A 14,910-nucleotide genomic window follows, 5' to 3' on the forward strand; every position below is an offset into this window, starting at 1 on the left:
TTGCGCTGCGTAGCCAATCAAAGGTGCAAATGCGGATGGACACCCTCAACAAATCCCAAATCGAAAAAGCCTTGGCTGACCGCCTGCCCAGCTACAGGGTCGAGTGCACGCTGCATGCCGACGGCACCCTGTCAGCCGTGCTCAGCGGCCCAGAGACCGATCACTTCGCGATTACCGGCATCGTGCGTGCGCACTATCACGGTACAGAGGCCATCAACCAGCTCGCCACCGAGATACTCAGGGAAATGGTGATGTCGCGCCAAGGCATGAAAAACAGCCGGTTGCAGGCCCTATCAGACTCCCTCGACTGCCTGGAAGGCCGAGACCGGTAACGGACTTAAGGACAGCAAGCCATCAGCCCCACGCTCGGCTTTCAACGCACTATATTCCTCGATGCGAGCATGGGCAGTCACCATCGGCGCCATGTGTGTCGAGGTCACCACCATGATATCCGCCCCCGCCGCTTCCCCAGCCTGAATCCCCACTGTGGCGTCCTCGAACACCAGGCAGTCTTGCACCGGCACGCCCAGGCGCTGGGCACCCAGCACATAACAGGCCGGATCGGGCTTGCCCGTCTTTACATCTTCGGCTGTCACCAGTACCGCCGGCACCGGAATGCCCGCCGCTTGCAGCCGGCGCACGGCCAACGCTTTTGGCGCAGAGGTGACCAACGCCCATTGATCGACGGGCAGGCTGGCCAAAAACGCCACCGCGCCGGGAACTGCCACGATGCCTTCGACATCGTCCAGCTCAGCCTCGGTGATCCATTGGGCTTCTACCTGTGGATCGACACCCGGCAACGCCTGGCGGGTGATCGTATCAATTGCGCGGGCACCATGAATGGTGTGCAGGAACGCTTCCACATCCAAGCCATGCCGTGCAGCCCAGATGCCCCACACGCGCTCCGCAGCCGCAATGGAGTTGAGCAGGGTCCCGTCCATATCGAACAGAAAGGCGCGGTAACGCCGGGTAAATACGTTTGGAGTTGGGCTGGACACTGCACGGCTTCCTCATGGGCTGGGCCCCTGCAATCTACGGATCACCTTGACGCTTGTAAACGCCGAGATCTGGCCCGTCAGTTCCGAGGCAAAAATGACGAACTTGTCATGATCCTGTTGGTTGGCTGTTGGGGTCGCCTGGTTACCGTGAGCTCACTACCCACCCGGAACGTGAGACACCACCATGAAACTGATTGCCCTGGGCTTCGCCGCTTTGCTCGTCACTGGCTCGGTATTCGCTGCCGACGCCGCCCCTGCCGCCAACGTGATCCACGACAAAACCGGCTTCTTCGTCCACCTGGATGTCGCCAAGGTGCTGTCGAGCACCGACACCTACGGCCAATGCGGGGTTGTGCCGGCGCAACTGCGCTACCTGGACCACCAAGACCGCGTACACGTGCTGGATTATCAAGTCCAGGGCACCGGTTGCGCCAATGACAATTGATCGGGCTACACTGGCGCAACTTATTGAAGCAGAGCACTTCCCATGAACATCCTTGTAGTCGAAGACGAACCCAAGGCCGGCAATTATCTGCTCAATGGCCTGCAGGAACTGGGGCATTGTGTGAGCCTGGCCCGCGATGGCGTGGACGGTTTGCACCAGGCCCTTGAAACGCCCTTCGACGTGATCGTACTCGACGTGATGATGCCGAAAATGGATGGCTGGGAAGTGCTGCGTCGCCTGCGCAAAGAGGCCGATACGCCGGTGCTGTTCCTCACCGCCCGCGATGACATCGCCGACCGCATCAAAGGCCTTGAACTGGGTGCCGATGACTACCTGATCAAGCCCTTTTCGTTCGCCGAACTGGTGGCGCGCCTGCGTACCCTCAACCGTCGTGGCCCGAGCCGGGATGAAGAGCAACTGCACATCGCCGACCTGCACATCGACGTACTCAAACGTCGGGTCACCCGCGCCGGCACGCGCATTACCCTGACCAACAAAGAGTTCGCCCTGCTGCATCTGTTCGCAACGCACCAGGACCAGGTGCTGTCCCGCTCGCTGATTGCTTCGCGGGTGTGGGACATGAACTTCGACAGCGACACCAACGTGGTGGACGTCGCCGTGCGGCGCCTGCGCCTGAAAATCGACGACCCGTTCCAGCTCAAGCTGATCCACAGCGTGCGGGGCATTGGCTACCGCTTCGATACCCAGCCATGAGCCGCCAGCGCCCTTACTCCCTGACCCTGCGCCTGGCGTTGATCTTCGCCCTGCTCGCCTTCGCCTTGTTGGCAACCCTGGGCGTGGCGCTGTACCGGGAACTGGAGCGCGAACTGATCCGCCGCGATGACGCCGCGCTGATATCCCGAGTGGATCAGCTACGCAACTTGCTCAACGACAGCAATACCTTGGACCTGATCAAGACCAAGCCAGAGCTGTTCCAGAACATGTTGGGCAACCGTGAATCGGTGCTGAGTATCGCCGCACCCGGCCAGCAGCCGCTGCTGCTGGTGAACCCGGGGAACATTGCGCTGCCGTCGATCCAGCCGCTGCCCAAGGATCACCGGCTCATGTTGAGCGACGTGCAACATTTGCCCGGCCTGAACGGTATTCCCTTCTCGATGGTGGCCGTGGCCATCGACTCCGGCGACCTGGGCAGCCTGCAAATCACCAGCGGCCGCCTGATGACCGAGCGCACCGCGGTACTCGCCAGTTATCGTCTGAGCGTATACATCCTGGCGAGTATCGCCGCGATCACCCTGGCGCTGGTCGGTTACCTACTGGTCCATCGCGGCTTGCTGCCCTTGCGCCGTCTGGCCCGACACGCCCAAGGGATCGGCGTCAGCAACCTGGCCGAACGCCTCCACAGCCACGGCGCACCGAAAGAATTGCTGCCCATGATCGACTCGTTCAACACCATGCTTGAGCGCCTGGCCAAAGGTTTTGTACAACTGGGCCAAGTGTCCACCGACATGGCCCATGAACTGCGCACCCCGATCAACAACCTGCTCGGCGAAACCCAGGTGGCCCTGCAACAGCACCGCAGCATCGAGAGCTATCAGCAACTGCTGGCCTCCAATGTCGAAGAGCTGGAGCGCCTGGCGCGGATGCTCGACAACATGCTGTTCCTGGCTCGCACCGACCCCGCCAGCGCAATGCGCCAACGCCAGGCGCTGGACGCCGCGGATGAAGTGGAACGTATCGCAGATTATTTCGAAGGGCTGGCGGGTGATGTGGACATGCACATCACCGCCTTGGGCGAAGGGGTGATCTGGGCTGAACCGATGTTGCTGCGCCGGGCCTTGGCCAACCTGTGTGCCAACGCCATCAAGTATGGCGCGCCGGGCTCGGAGCTGAGTATCCAGGCAGTGCCGGATGGCGCGGGCATCAACCTGAGGGTCAGCAACCACGGCCAGACGATCCCGGCCGAGCACCTGCCGCGGCTGTTCGAACGGTTTTACCGGGTGGATGAATCCCGCGAGCGGTCGTCCCAGTCCAACGGCCTGGGGCTCTCGATCGTGGCGACCATCATGCAGTTGCATAACGGGCGGTACCGCGTCAGCAGTGAAGACGGCGTGACATGCTTTGAGTTGTTTTTCCCTGGCCGTGAAGCTTGAGGGCGCGGCAACTCAATCAAACGCGCCGTTAAGGACTTCGTAGATGATGCCGGTCGCAATGGCCACCAATATCAAGTCGGTTCCCGCTTGCTGCCATTCGTAACCATCATAACGAGGCAACTGCCCCAGCAAGCGGCCGTCGAGTTTCTTGGCAATACCCGGCGGAAGTGGCTTTCCGCGTGCCAGGTTTTTCTGAATGCCAGGCGGTAAGGCCGGGCCCGGACGCCAATAATCGCGGTGGCCGCCCAACACATTCAGCACACGACCTCGATCAACGCTGAAGTCATTGCTGGATGGGCCGCCCTTGTCTTTGCCCTTACCTTGCCCACCTTGGGCATTACCTTTGTTATTACCGTGACCTTTGCCGGTGTCCTGCCCACCATAGGCATCACCTTTGTTGTTGCCTTGGCCTTTGCCATTACCTGGATCTGCAAGGGCAAGGCCACTGGTCACGGACAGTGCTAGCGACAACGCAACCGACACGAACTTCGTACGCTTTAACATGGCAACTTTCCAAGGCGAGGGTGTGCTGGAACTGTAGTTGAAATTGCAACACAGCGTATAGCGTCAGCTGATCTGGCCACCGGTAAGAACGATATCCGCCTGGGTTTGCCAGGCGGCCAACGCCGCCGCACGCAACCCTTCCACGGTCGTCGATAACGCCATCGACGGCTCGCCCGATCCAGGCAAGCCGGGAACGTGAATAAACCCACTGCGCACCCCAGTCCCCGCCAACGCATGCTGCAAGCGGTAAAACACCTGGTTACACACAAACGTCCCCGCCGTCTGCGACACCGAGGCCGCAATACCGGCCTCACGCAGCGCCTTGACCATGCCCTTGATCGGCAACGTCGAGAAATACGCCGCCGGGCCGCCATCCACTACCGCGATATCAATCGGCTGCGCGCCCAGATTGTCGGGAATACGCGCATCGTTAACGTTGATCGCAACGCGCTCGATGGAAATATCACTGCGCCCAGGCCCCAGGCCCGTGGCGATGACCATTGCCGGCTGCAGTTCGTTGATCAACTGCAGCAAGGTCTCGGCGGCGGTGGCAAATGCGCAGGGCAAGCAACGCGCAACTATCTTCACGCCCTCGCTCAACGGCACACCGTCCAACTGGCGCACGGCCTCCCAAGAAGGGTTTACCGCCGCCTTATCAAAGGGCTCGAAGCCCGTCAGCAATACGTTTTGCACAATGACCTCACATCAACAGGTAAAGCAGCACGATATTGACCACCAGCATCATCAGCGCCGTGGGTATCTGGGCCTTGATCACTGCATTTTTGTCCGGCAGTTCCAACAGCGCCGCCGGTACGATATTGAAGTTGGCCGCCATCGGCGTCATCAACGTACCGCAATAGCCAGAGAACATACCAATCGCCGCCATCACCGCAGGATTGCCGCCGTAAATCCCCACCAGCACCGGCACGCCGACGCCACCGGTCATGACCGGAAAGGCCGCAAAACCATTGCCCATGATCACGGTAAACAAGGCCATGCCCAACACATAGACCATCACCGCCACCAATTTGTAGTCCAGGTTGATGTAAGTGGTGGTGACATGAGCGACCGCCGTACCCACCCCGGCCTCATTGAACAACAGCCCGAGCATCGCCAGCATTTGCGGGAGCACCATGGCCCAACCCAGGGCTTCGGTCAGGCGACGGGATTCGCGCAACGCTTGCACCGGCGTATCACGGGTCAGCCAGCAGGCCAGGCCAAGGGCGATCAGGCAACCGATGCCGAGGGAGACAAAGGTCGTGTTCTTCGGGTCCAGCAGCGGTACACCACCGATTTCGGTGTGTTTGAGCAACACTGAGCCAATCACCGTGGTCAGCGGAATCGCCAACGCCGGGATGAACAATTTGTGGCCCAGGCGCCCGGCACTGGCGCGAGACGCCTTGTCGTGCAATTGGGCATGCTGGCCACGACCAACGCCGCCCAAGCCCGCAATCAATGCCATCACCACCACACCCACTCCGATGACCACCGAAGGCAGCCGCTCGCCTATAAGGAACGGTACGGCGAACAACAACCAGAACAGCGCACTGGACCAGCGCTTGGGGTGGGAACGGTCGAGCAGGATCATGCCGGCGGTGATCAGCAACAGCACACCCGCCAGCCAGTACAGGTATTGAATGGAAATAATCATTGAGCAGCCTCCACTGGGGCGGCGGCCGAGCTCATTTCGCGGGTCAAGCGCCGGTCGAAACGATGCAGCCGGATAGCGTGGATGATGAAGGCACAGATCGCCGTCGGGATGCCCCACACCGCAATGTGCAGCGGCTCCACATCAATCCCCGAGCCGAGCAGGAAGGTGTGCATCAACGCAATCGCACCAAAGGCCACGAAGATGTCCTCACCAAAAAACAACCCGACATTATCGGTGGCAGCGCACATGGCCAGTACCTTGTGACGCAGCTTGTCCGGCAGCTTGCCATAGCGCTTTTCCGCCGCGCCCTCGGCCATCGGCGCCAGCAGCGGCCGCACCATCTGCGGATGCCCACCCAGGCTCGTCAACCCCATGGCCGCCGTGGACTCACGCACAAACAGATAAATGATCAGCAAGCGCCCGACCGTGGCGCGTTCGAAGCGGGCGATCCAGTTCTGCGCATGCAGGCGCAGGCCATGGCGCTCCAACAGGCCGATCACCGCCAGCGGCAATAACAGGATCAGTTGCAGGGCACGGGTCTGAAGGAAGCCATCGCCCATGGTGGCGAGGATTTTTTCCAGGGGGAACTGGGCGGCAAGCCCCGTGGCGATGGCGGCTGCGGTGACCACCAACAGCGGATTGAAGCGCAATACAAAGCCGACCACGATGACAAGTACGCCGATCAACGGCCATAAGTTCACAACAGTTTGCATGGCGGGGAGGTCCTTTAGTGCGCGCTGCGGCGCCATTACAGCAGGATGTGAGCAAAGGGCTCACAGCTTGAAAGTGGCGTGCAGTCGGCTCGGTTTTTTTATTGTTGACCTGGAAGGTCGAGCGTCAGTGGCGGCAACTTTGCTGCCTGGGGCCGGGGGTGTCCAACAAGAAAAATTGTTGCTGCACACCAATATTTTTTGTGGGGGGATGACACTGTACGGTACGGTGCCTGGAAGGAATTGAGCCGAGTTTTTTTGCACAAATCGTGTGGGTGAGCTCGCTATGGCGTCGGAAGTGAAAATTCCTGATCAGCACCTATACTCCACGATGCAGCTGTGTGTACTTGCAGTTCATTCACGGCGTCACGCCGACAATGAGGGGTTCCCGCTATGTATGCCGGACAAATGAGTAATATGGCGACCACGCTTGGCGAAATACGCTGCCAACTGTTCGCCCAGGTAATTTGCCTGCTGGCGGTGGCGACGCTGTTCGCCTGATTGGACTTTCAAGCCCTGAAAGGACGCCGCCAGGCGCCTTGGCTTTGCTGTGCCCAAATTTCACACAACAAAAAAGGGCCCACCTTTCGGTGAGCCCTTCTAGACCGCCCAGCAGAGCGGATTTTGTTTGGTAGGCGCGATTGGACTCGAACCAACGACCCCCACCATGTCAAGGTGGTGCTCTAACCAACTGAGCTACGTGCCTGCTGTGAGGCGGCATTCTACGGAATTCCGAAGGGGTGTCAACATCTTTTTTGCAGCTAACCCTATGAATATGCGAATTTTTTATTTGCGTCGGGTACACCCGTGATTTCCGGGTGGCTGGCAGGCAATTTTCAACTCAGGTAGGATCGGCGCACTCGTAAAAAATATAAAACAGAGGTTCCAGGATGGCGAACACCCCCTACCCCCAGTCGTATTACGCCGCTTCTGCGAATGAAGTCCCGCCCCGTCCTGTGCTGCAAGGTGAAGTCGAGACCGACGTGTGCGTGATCGGGGCTGGCTATACCGGGCTTTCCAGTGCGCTGTTTTTGCTGGAGAACGGCTTTCGCGTCACGGTGCTGGAAGCCGCCAAGGTCGGTTTTGGTGCTTCGGGCCGCAACGGTGGGCAGATCGTCAACAGTTACAGCCGCGATATCGATGTGATCGAGCGCAGTGTCGGGCCTCAGCAGGCGCAGTTGTTGGGGCAGATGGCGTTTGAAGGCGGCAGGATCATCCGTGAGCGCGTGGCCAAGTATCAGATCCAGTGCGACTTGAAGGACGGCGGCGTGTTCGCCGCCCTCAATAGCAAGCACATGGGCCACTTGGAGTCGCAGAAGCGCCTGTGGGAGCGCTACGGCCATACGCAACTGGAGTTGTTGGACGAGCACCGCATCCGCGAAGTGGTGGCCTGTGACAACTATGTGGGCGGCCTGCTGGACATGAGCGGCGGTCATATCCACCCGCTCAACCTGGCGCTCGGTGAAGCCGCGGCCGTGGAATCCCTGGGCGGCACGATCTATGAGCAATCGGCAGCGGTGCGCATTGAGCGCGGTGCCAATCCGGTGGTGCACACCGCTGAAGGCAGGGTCAGGGCCAAGTTCATTATCGTCGCGGGCAACGCTTACCTGGGCAATCTGGTGCCGGAGTTGGCGGCCAAGTCGATGCCGTGCGGCACCCAAGTGATCACCACGGCGCCACTGGGCGATGAAGTGGCCAAGACGCTGTTGCCCCAGGATTATTGTGTCGAGGACTGCAACTACCTGCTCGACTACTACCGCCTCACCAGCGACAAGCGCCTGATCTTCGGCGGCGGCGTGGTGTATGGCGCGCGGGACCCGGCGAATATCGAAGCGATCATCCGGCCGAAAATGCTTAAGGCATTTCCACAGCTCAAGGACGTGAAGATCGACTACGCCTGGACCGGCAACTTCCTGCTGACCCTGTCGCGCTTGCCGCAGGTTGGCCGCCTTGGCGACAACATCTATTACTCCCAGGGCTGTAGCGGCCATGGCGTGACGTATACGCACCTGGCGGGCAAAGTGCTGGCAGAGGCCTTGCGGGGTCAGGCTGAGCGTTTTGATGCGTTTGCGGACTTGCCGCATTACCCGTTCCCGGGTGGGCAGATGTTGCGCACGCCGTTTGCGGCGTTGGGGGCCTGGTACTACGGGTTGCGGGATAAGTTCGGGATGTAACCACTGTAGGAGCGAGCTTGCTCGCGAAAAACTCACAGCCGCCGCATTCATTCAGAATAAACGCGTTATCGTTGAAGTTTTTCGCGAGCAAGCCCGCTCCTACACCTACAGGGCTGCGCTTCAGAGCTGGTCGCGAGCAATCCCGCTGCGAATCCGCACGATATCGGCCAATACTGCCAGCGCGATTTCCGATGGCGTCCTGCTGCCCAGGTTAAGCCCGATGGGTGCGTGTATCCGCGCCAATTCAGCCTCCCCTAACCCACCGATACGGCGCAGTCGCTCAAAGCGCTTCTGCGATGTCTGCAACGACCCCATCACGCCAATGTAGAACGCGTCGGTACGCACCGCTTCCATCATCGCCAGATCGTCGATACGCGGGTCATGGGTCAGCGCCACCACCGCCGTATCACGGTGACAGCCACCGTCGGCAATAAACACCGACGGCAACTGGCGACGAATCTCCACGCCATTGAGCACCACGCCTTCGAGCACTTCATCGCGCGGGTCGCAGAGGATCACCTCAAACCCAAGACCGACCGCAAACTCGGCACACGCCTGCGCCACGCTGGAGTACCCGGCCAGCAACAAACGCTGAGCCGCACCAACACGGATGCGCACCCGGTCACTGTCACGCTCGATGCGCGCGCCCTGCTCGCGGTCAGCAAACAGGCTGTGCGCCCCGCTGGCCAGGTACACCTCGCGAATCAAGCGGCGCTGCCCGAGCAGCGCCGACTCCACTTCACGCAGGTGCGCCTGCACCTCGCAGTCAGGCTCGAGCTTCTCAACCAAGACATCGAGAATACCGCCACAGGGCAGGCTGACCCGCGAGCGCGGATCGTCCCCTGCGCCATAGCGCACCACGTTGACCGCATCGAGAAACGCACCTTCGGCGACGCGCTCGAGAAAGTCTTCCTCGACGCAACCACCCGACAACGACCCAATCCACTGCCCAGCGGCGTTCACCGCCAGCAGCGAACCCGGCGCCCGCGGCGCCGAGCCGTAGGTGGCCAGTACCGTACAGAGCCAGATGCGCTGTCCGGCCACCGACCACTCCAGCGCCCGTCGTATCACCTGCAGATCCAGATGCTGCATGTCAGTGCGCCTTGTGCTCGATGGACGGCGCCTCAGCCTGCAGCTTCTGCACGTCGCTTACCGCCAGCTCCGCCGATTGCCCGCCCCAGCCTTGGCGCAGGTAATTGATCAGATCGGTGAGTTGCTCCGAGCTGAGTTTTCCAGCGAAGCCCGGCATCGGTTGCATGTGTTCGAACCCGGAGAACTTCTGCTCGCCGATCCCGTCCTCAATCACCCGTACCAGGTTGCGCGGGTCTTCCAGCCGCAGCGTGGTGTTGCCGCGCATCGCCACCGCGATGTGCGGCTTGCCTTCGCCACCTGCCGCATGGCAACCGGCACAGACGTTCAGGTATTCCTGGCGGCCGCGCTGAGCGCTCGGGCCAAGTTTCTCCACCGGCACTTCGACCAACGCCTTGGCTGCCGGCGGTTTATCGCCGAGCAGGAAGGTCGCCATCGCGGCCAGGTCCGCATCGCTCAGGCCCTGGGTGCTGTTGTGAAACACCGGGAACATCTCGTTGAACATTGAGCCCTGAGCGCTCATGCCGTGCTTGAGGAAGGTGCTCAGGTCCTGTTCATTCCAGCCGCGCGCGGCCAGGTCCGTGGCGAGCAGGCTGGGCGCCAGATAGCCATTGAGGATGCCGCCGGTCAGGCGCTTGTCCAGCTCCATCGCACCGGGCAGGCCACGTGGCGTGTGGCATTCGCCGCAGTGGCCGAGCACTTCGACCATGTACTGGCCGCGCTTCCAGGCTTCGCTCTTGCCTTGCGCCGGTTCCAGTTTCAGCGCTTTGCCGTACAACACGTTCCAGCCCATCAAGCCCAGGCGCACGTTGAAGGGAAAGCTCAGGCTCGTGACCGGCGCTGCGCGCTCGATCGGCTCGATGGTTTTGAGGTACGCATGAATGGCGTCCGAGTCTTCACGCGGCATCAGGTGGTACGAGGTGTAGGGCATCGCCGGGTACAAGTACGCGCCGTCGCGACGCTTGCCTTCAGTCAACGCGGCGAAGAACTCGTCATCGTTGTACAAGCCGATGCCGTGTTCCTTGCTTGGCGTGATGTTGGTGCCGTAGATGGTGCCAAACGGCGAGACAATCGGCAGGCCGCCGGCAAACGGCGCACCGCCCGGTGCAGTGTGGCAGGCCATGCAGTCAGCGGCGCGGGCGAGGTATTCGCCGCGCTTGGCTTGATCATCAGCGTGGGCAAACAATACCGGCGCGGCCAGGCCGACCGCCAAGGCCAGGCGGGTCAGAAAAAGCTTCATGCTTAACCCTCCTTGACCAGGCCGAGATCGGTCAGCACGTTGCGGGTGGCGTTGTAATAACGCACGTACCCGGTACAACGGCAGACGTGATGACCGAGGCTGTCCTCGATGATTTGTTCCAGCTTGCTGTACACGGTCGGCTGGCGTTGCAGTTTCTCCACTAACACGGTCGCCGCATTGACGAAGCCCGGCGCGCAATAGCTGCACTGAAAGGCGAACTCATCCACGAAGCGCTGCTGGATCGGGTTGAGCTCAGTGACCTGGCCCGACTCATCGCGCTTGGCGTGGCCTTCGATAGTGCGCACTTGCTTGCCTTCAAAGTAATGCGCGCCGGTGATGCAGGTGCGCACTTCTTCGCTGGTGCCGTCCGGGTTGTCGACGATCACCACACAGGCGTGGCAAATGCCTTGGCCGCAGCCCAGCCGCGAGCCCGTGAGGTTTTTGTATTCGTGCAGGTAGTCGATCATCGGCAGGTCATCAGGGATGTCCACCGGGCCGACGGATTGACCATTGAGGGTCAGTTGAAGCGGACGGTTAGCCATTGAGGGCCTCCTTGATGCGGACAGCCGTGATTGGCAGGTCGCGAACACGTTTACCGATGGCGTGCGCCACCGCATTACCAATGGCCCCGACAATCGGGATCATCACCACTTCAGCGATACCTTTGGACGGGTCGCTCGGCGACAGCGCCGGCAGAATCTCCGAGGTCTGTTTCCACACGGCAACGTGACGCGCCATCGGCAGGCGGTAGCGGTTGAAGTTCCAGTCACCCTCCCCCGGCCCGCCTTCGTACAGCGGCATTTCTTCCATCAAGGCGTGACCGATGCCCATGGCCACACCGCCTTCGAGCTGGCCCTTGACCAACTCTTCAACCAGCACCCGCCCGCACTCGATCCACGAATGGTGATTGAGCACTTCGACCTGCGCCGAACCCTTGTTGACCTTCAACTCCACCAACGTGGCGACGGGGCTGTAGTACGTCACCGCAGCGTTGTTCAACTGGGTGGCGGGATAGCTGATGTTCTGGCGATCGAGCAGGTGGAAACCGGCAGTGCTCATCAGCGCCTGCTTGGCTTTCGGTGCGCCGTCGCCGTACTTCACCGCCAGACCGTCGAGCGGCAGGCGCTCGCGCACGCCGTCGATGCTGTATTCGGCTTCGGCCCAGCTCCAGCGGTTGAACCCGTGGACCGTGGCAGCGGTGACCAGGCCGCGCTCGTGCGCGCGCTTGGCCAGTTCTTCAAAGCTCAACGGCTGCATACCGTTGGCGGTGAGCTTGCCGTCGACCCAATGCGCGTCTTCGCGGCGTACCACATAGGGGTTGGCCTGGCCGCCGAACGGGCCCTGGCGCCAGATCTCCAGCGCTGCTGGCCACAGGCCGTGGTTGAACAGCACACGCGCCGCTTCACGGGTGGCGTGGCTGAAGTAGTACGCCGAGTTGGTCGCCGAAGACGCCGACGCGAGCTTGCCCACCCAACGCGGGTTGCGCAGCAGGTTGTCCTGCTCGGCCTGGCTCATGGTGTAAGGGTTGCCGCCGGTGACCAGCTGCATTTCCTGCCACTCTGTTTCGCCAGTCTTCACTTCGTGGGCCGGGCTGCCGAGAAAATCGGCGACCACCAGCGATTGCGAAGTGGACATGCCGGTGCCGATTTCGATACCGATATGACGCAGACTGATGCGACCGTCAGCGCTGAATTCAACACTGGCCATCGGCGCTTCGGAACCTGTGCCGAAGTCTTTCTGGCAGATGGCGAAACCAACGCCATACCAGTTATCCGGGTCGGCGGCTTCGCGTTGTTGCTTGATCGCGTCGCGGTTTTTCCATACGTCGTGCGCAGCGGCCTTGTCGAGAATTTCGTGCAGGCGCAACGCACCGGCAGGGATCGCGCCCTGGGTGTTCTTCATGCCCGAACGCAGTGCGTTCTTGCGCCGCAGCTCAATGGCATCCACACCCAGGCGCCCGGCGATTTCGTCGACCATCATTTCGGTCGCCGCCATGCTTTGCAGGGTGCCGTAGCCACGCATCGAACCGGCTTCAACGCCACGGGAGTGGTACGCGGTCACTTGCAGGTCGTTCTGCGGCATGTAGTAGATCGACTGCGCCGCCGTGGCGCCGACCGCAGCCACCGATGGGCTGTAGTTGATCCGGCCACCGCCGTCGACGCTCATGTCGGCGAGGAAAATTTTGAAACTGTGGTCGTTTTTGTCGACCGCCAACTGATAGCGAATATCGAACGGGTGGCGTTTGATGCCGCTCTGGAATTGCTCGTAACGGTCATTGGCCAGACGCACCGGCACGCCGGCGCCATACAACGCAGCGAGGGCGGCGTAGTAGACGAAAATGTTGTGGTCTTTGGAGCCGTACCCCACGGTGTAACCCGGGTGCATGTTCAAGTGGGCCAGGCCGAAGCTCGACGGCGAGATCATTTTGGCGGTCTCGGTCGCGACTTCCAATGGGCACTGGGTGGCCACCACAAAGTGCAGGGTCTTGGTCGCCGGATCGTACCAACCGTTGCCGTTGTCCGGCTCCATGGCGGCCGGTTCGATCGATGGGGTTTTGTAGCGCTCGTCAAATACCAGCCAGTTGTCCGGTGGCGTGTTGATCTGGCTCTTCATGCGCTCGGCGTAGAACAGCCCGCGCTCGGTCAGGTTGCCGTGCAGGTTTGGCTGGGAATTCCACACTGGGCGACGGTTTTTCAGCATCGGGAACAGGATCGAATCCTTGAGGCTGGCGAATTCGTCTTCGTCGGCCGAGGTCGGGCCACCCACGCGCACGTAGCGGAAGCTACCGTAGGGGTCACCTTCGTAATACGGCACTTTGGCACCGTAACGAATCGCCTTGTCATTGAACTTGAGCTTGTTCTTGGCCTGGCGGAAACGCTCGAAGTCGTTCCAGATCAGGATCGCCACCGGGTGACCGATGAACATCGGCACTTTACCCTCGGGCAGCAACGGGTCCGGCGCATGCTCTTCCGGGAAGACGATACCGTCCTTGTCCAGGTCGGCAGCGGTGACAATACGGTCCGGCTGCAGATCGGCGCCAAGCCACGACAGGTCGTAGCCCGCGTAGATGTGGTCGGCCTTGATGGTTTTAAGCAACATGGCGTGACCTTGCTGCTGGGGCCAGCCGGGCATGTCCTTGGAACGGATGTCGCGGGCAAACACCTTGCTGCCGCAGACTTTCGACAAGGCATCGTTACGCTGGCGCGCCTTGCCGTTATGGCCGAGCCACTTTTCAGACGGCACGGTCACGCTGTTTTCCATCAAGGCAGCCAGCGCCTGGGTGCTGAGCGGCGTGAGCGTGACACTCACACCCGCCACCAGCCCGCCCTGGAGGAACGAGCGCCGGGTTATTTCACGGTTGGACATGGATCATCCTCTGAGCGGTTATAAATCCGCCCTTATGGTTAAGTACACCGAATCTGGAGACTTGCAGAAGCCTTTCTCGACGAATCAAAAGGCCATGATGACAGTGCAAAGTTGACCGAAGGGTTAACTTTAAAGGTTTCTGCGCCTGCGGCAAATAACCACATTGAAATTTTTTGACACAAGAACGCAAAACGGCCGACAGAATCGAAATGATCTGTCGGCCGTTTGCCGATAATGAGCGCTGGTGGTAGCGAAGAAGATGAGGTTTTTTTCAAACCCCCAGACACAAAAAACCCCGGTCTTTCGACCAGGGTCTTTGCTATCGGATCAAGGTGAGCCAGTGGCTTTCCTTGTGCTTCAAGGCGTTCAGTGGGCCTTGAGGCAGATATGGCGCAGCGGACGGGACTCGAACCCGCGACCCCCGGCGTGACAGGCCGGTATTCTAACCGACTGAACTACCGCTGCGTATCGCTTGGCTGATTGAGCATGAACCCTCAACCACCTTTAAACATCTGACTGATCAGCGTTGGCTGTTCAATCTCAAGCCCGACACATCGAACCTGGAAAATATGGCGCAGCGGACGGGACTCGAACCCGCGACCCCCGGCGTGACAGGCCGGTA

The 14,910-nt window shown here is 60.7% G+C and carries 14 protein-coding genes and 3 tRNA genes (1 of these 17 only partly in view); 5 read left to right on the forward strand and 12 right to left on the reverse strand.

Going from position 1 to position 14,910, the window contains the following annotated elements; genetic code table 11:
* Window positions 1–35: 35 nt before the first annotated feature.
* On the forward strand, window positions 36–332 hold the full coding sequence (locus E1K68_RS18280) for a hypothetical protein (protein ID WP_212614514.1): 297 nt from the start codon (window positions 36–38) through the stop codon (window positions 330–332).
* Here E1K68_RS18280 and E1K68_RS18285 read toward each other — a convergent pair.
* Complete coding sequence (locus E1K68_RS18285) at window positions 294–998, reverse strand: HAD-IA family hydrolase (protein ID WP_212614515.1); 705 nt, start codon at window positions 996–998, stop codon at window positions 294–296. The two genes, E1K68_RS18280 and E1K68_RS18285, sit on opposite strands and share 39 nt — an antisense overlap.
* A gap of 184 nt (window positions 999–1,182) precedes the next feature.
* Between E1K68_RS18285 and E1K68_RS18290 the strand changes: the two genes are divergently transcribed.
* The 3 genes from E1K68_RS18290 to E1K68_RS18300 are packed head-to-tail and all read left to right on the forward strand — an operon-like array spanning window position 1,183 to window position 3,554.
* Entirely contained in the window at window positions 1,183–1,443 is a 261-nt protein-coding gene (locus tag E1K68_RS18290) for a DUF2790 domain-containing protein (RefSeq protein WP_212614516.1), read from the forward strand.
* Between the two features lie 42 nt (window positions 1,444–1,485).
* On the forward strand, window positions 1,486–2,157 hold the full coding sequence (locus E1K68_RS18295) for a heavy metal response regulator transcription factor (RefSeq protein WP_003192516.1): 672 nt from the start codon (window positions 1,486–1,488) through the stop codon (window positions 2,155–2,157).
* Window positions 2,154–3,554 carry a heavy metal sensor histidine kinase gene (locus tag E1K68_RS18300; RefSeq protein ID WP_212614517.1) on the forward strand — a complete coding sequence of 467 codons (1,401 nt, stop codon included), beginning with the start codon at window positions 2,154–2,156 and terminating at the stop codon, window positions 3,552–3,554. The genes E1K68_RS18295 and E1K68_RS18300 overlap by 4 nt, the downstream gene beginning before the upstream one ends.
* A 12-nt stretch (window positions 3,555–3,566) precedes the next feature.
* Here E1K68_RS18300 and E1K68_RS18305 read toward each other — a convergent pair whose 3' ends face one another.
* The 5 genes from E1K68_RS18305 to E1K68_RS18325 all read right to left on the reverse strand — a co-directional run bounded on the left by E1K68_RS18305 (window position 3,567) and on the right by E1K68_RS18325 (window position 7,125).
* On the reverse strand, window positions 3,567–4,058 hold the full coding sequence (locus E1K68_RS18305) for an anti-virulence regulator CigR family protein (protein ID WP_120248914.1): 492 nt from the start codon (window positions 4,056–4,058) through the stop codon (window positions 3,567–3,569).
* A 63-nt stretch (window positions 4,059–4,121) separates the two neighbouring features.
* On the reverse strand, window positions 4,122–4,751 hold the full coding sequence (pcp, locus tag E1K68_RS18310) for a pyroglutamyl-peptidase I (RefSeq protein ID WP_003192519.1): 630 nt from the start codon (window positions 4,749–4,751) through the stop codon (window positions 4,122–4,124).
* A 7-nt stretch (window positions 4,752–4,758) separates the two neighbouring features.
* Entirely contained in the window at window positions 4,759–5,709 is a 951-nt protein-coding gene (locus E1K68_RS18315) for a DUF979 domain-containing protein (protein ID WP_019820885.1), read from the reverse strand.
* Complete coding sequence (locus E1K68_RS18320; protein WP_094773829.1) at window positions 5,706–6,422, reverse strand: DUF969 domain-containing protein; 717 nt, start codon at window positions 6,420–6,422, stop codon at window positions 5,706–5,708. Before E1K68_RS18320 ends, E1K68_RS18315 begins: the two co-directional genes overlap by 4 nt.
* 626 nt (window positions 6,423–7,048) lie before the next feature.
* Window positions 7,049–7,125: transfer RNA gene (locus E1K68_RS18325), tRNA-Val, on the reverse strand.
* 184 nt (window positions 7,126–7,309) lie between these two features.
* On the opposite strand from E1K68_RS18325, the gene E1K68_RS18330 reads away from it, so the two are divergent.
* A complete protein-coding gene (locus E1K68_RS18330; RefSeq protein WP_057711836.1) occupies window positions 7,310–8,593 on the forward strand; it encodes an FAD-binding oxidoreductase in 1,284 nt (427 codons plus the stop codon).
* Between the two features lie 120 nt (window positions 8,594–8,713).
* On the opposite strand, the gene E1K68_RS18335 is transcribed toward E1K68_RS18330, so the two are convergent.
* From E1K68_RS18335 to E1K68_RS18360, 6 genes are all read right to left on the reverse strand, one after another.
* Window positions 8,714–9,685, reverse strand: a complete 972-nt coding sequence (locus E1K68_RS18335; protein WP_003192526.1) for an XdhC family protein — start codon at window positions 9,683–9,685, stop codon at window positions 8,714–8,716.
* Window position 9,686: 1 nt separating this feature from the next.
* Window positions 9,687–10,922 (reverse strand): cytochrome c, encoded by a 1,236-nt coding sequence (locus E1K68_RS18340; protein ID WP_212614518.1) that lies wholly within the window; start codon window positions 10,920–10,922, stop codon window positions 9,687–9,689.
* Window positions 10,923–10,924: 2 nt separating this feature from the next.
* Window positions 10,925–11,464, reverse strand: coding sequence for a (2Fe-2S)-binding protein (locus tag E1K68_RS18345; protein ID WP_058410045.1), 540 nt, complete (start codon window positions 11,462–11,464; stop codon window positions 10,925–10,927).
* Window positions 11,457–14,288, reverse strand: coding sequence for a xanthine dehydrogenase family protein molybdopterin-binding subunit (locus tag E1K68_RS18350; RefSeq protein ID WP_212614519.1), 2,832 nt, complete (start codon window positions 14,286–14,288; stop codon window positions 11,457–11,459). The genes E1K68_RS18345 and E1K68_RS18350 overlap by 8 nt, the downstream gene beginning before the upstream one ends.
* 388 nt (window positions 14,289–14,676) lie before the next feature.
* Window positions 14,677–14,753: transfer RNA gene (locus E1K68_RS18355), tRNA-Asp, on the reverse strand.
* Window positions 14,754–14,858: 105 nt separating this feature from the next.
* Window positions 14,859–14,910 (reverse strand) — tRNA-OTHER (locus E1K68_RS18360); it runs 94 nt beyond the window's last position.

Source organism: Pseudomonas sp. B2021, assembly GCF_018135665.1.
Classification (GTDB): Bacteria; Pseudomonadota; Gammaproteobacteria; order Pseudomonadales; family Pseudomonadaceae; genus Aquipseudomonas; species Aquipseudomonas lactis.

Excerpts from the sequence above, each read along its gene's own strand:
- E1K68_RS18280 (WP_212614514.1), top strand. The coding sequence starts at position 36 with ATGGACACCCTCAACAAATCCCAAATCGAAAAAGCCTTGGCTGACCGC.
- E1K68_RS18290 (WP_212614516.1), top strand. The coding sequence starts at position 1,183 with ATGAAACTGATTGCCCTGGGCTTCGCCGCTTTGCTCGTCACTGGCTCG.
- E1K68_RS18295 (WP_003192516.1), top strand. The coding sequence starts at position 1,486 with ATGAACATCCTTGTAGTCGAAGACGAACCCAAGGCCGGCAATTATCTG.
- E1K68_RS18300 (WP_212614517.1), top strand. The coding sequence starts at position 2,154 with ATGAGCCGCCAGCGCCCTTACTCCCTGACCCTGCGCCTGGCGTTGATC.
- E1K68_RS18305 (WP_120248914.1), bottom strand. The coding sequence starts at position 4,058 with ATGTTAAAGCGTACGAAGTTCGTGTCGGTTGCGTTGTCGCTAGCACTG.
- E1K68_RS18315 (WP_019820885.1), bottom strand. The coding sequence starts at position 5,709 with ATGATTATTTCCATTCAATACCTGTACTGGCTGGCGGGTGTGCTGTTG.
- E1K68_RS18320 (WP_094773829.1), bottom strand. The coding sequence starts at position 6,422 with ATGCAAACTGTTGTGAACTTATGGCCGTTGATCGGCGTACTTGTCATC.
- E1K68_RS18330 (WP_057711836.1), top strand. The coding sequence starts at position 7,310 with ATGGCGAACACCCCCTACCCCCAGTCGTATTACGCCGCTTCTGCGAAT.
- E1K68_RS18335 (WP_003192526.1), bottom strand. The coding sequence starts at position 9,685 with ATGCAGCATCTGGATCTGCAGGTGATACGACGGGCGCTGGAGTGGTCG.
- E1K68_RS18340 (WP_212614518.1), bottom strand. The coding sequence starts at position 10,922 with ATGAAGCTTTTTCTGACCCGCCTGGCCTTGGCGGTCGGCCTGGCCGCG.
- E1K68_RS18345 (WP_058410045.1), bottom strand. The coding sequence starts at position 11,464 with ATGGCTAACCGTCCGCTTCAACTGACCCTCAATGGTCAATCCGTCGGC.
- E1K68_RS18350 (WP_212614519.1), bottom strand. The coding sequence starts at position 14,288 with ATGTCCAACCGTGAAATAACCCGGCGCTCGTTCCTCCAGGGCGGGCTG.